The organism is Bacillus sp. AFS001701 (assembly GCF_002559405.1).
Taxonomy (GTDB): Bacteria; Bacillota; Bacilli; order Bacillales; family Bacillaceae_G; genus Gottfriedia.
In genome coordinates, this window is sequence record NZ_NTZO01000453.1 from 1 (window position 1) to 440 (window position 440).

A 440-nucleotide genomic window follows, 5' to 3' on the forward strand; every position below is an offset into this window, starting at 1 on the left:
ATGCACTGCGTTAGTTGCATTAGGTTTACTTAAAGTAGTCGTTTTATTTGCAAAGATCTTTACTGGCACAATAGTTTTTGGCTTACCTTTGATATGCCCTTTTTTGATTTTTTTACCACTCGTCCATACTCCAACGCTCGTGAATCGTCAATTGTCGGTTTGGATCTTGATATTTCTCCCATGCTTCTTTTGCAAATCCTAAGAACACTTTGTCAGTTCCTTTAAATTTCAAGTAAGTTTCCAGTTCCTCAAAAACTTTTATCTCTTTTGGAAAATCGTCATCGTGTTGAACACTGCGGGCTAATCTTCCAATGCTGCTTTCGTCCTCAATAAATAAGCCTAAATACGTTTTAAAATCTATCCTTATCATGTTTATTCTCCCTTTGTTTTTTAGGGGATCACCCAGAGCAGTTTGTTGTTTAACTAATGCATTAGTTAGT

1 protein-coding gene is annotated in these 440 nt (G+C 35.9%); it reads right to left on the reverse strand.

Annotation, left to right across the window (positions count from 1 at the left end; translation table 11 throughout):
- Window positions 1-112 precede the first annotated feature (112 nt).
- Window positions 113-440: YozE family protein (locus CN514_RS21010; RefSeq protein WP_217993951.1), on the reverse strand; the 328-nt coding region annotated here is incomplete at its 5' end.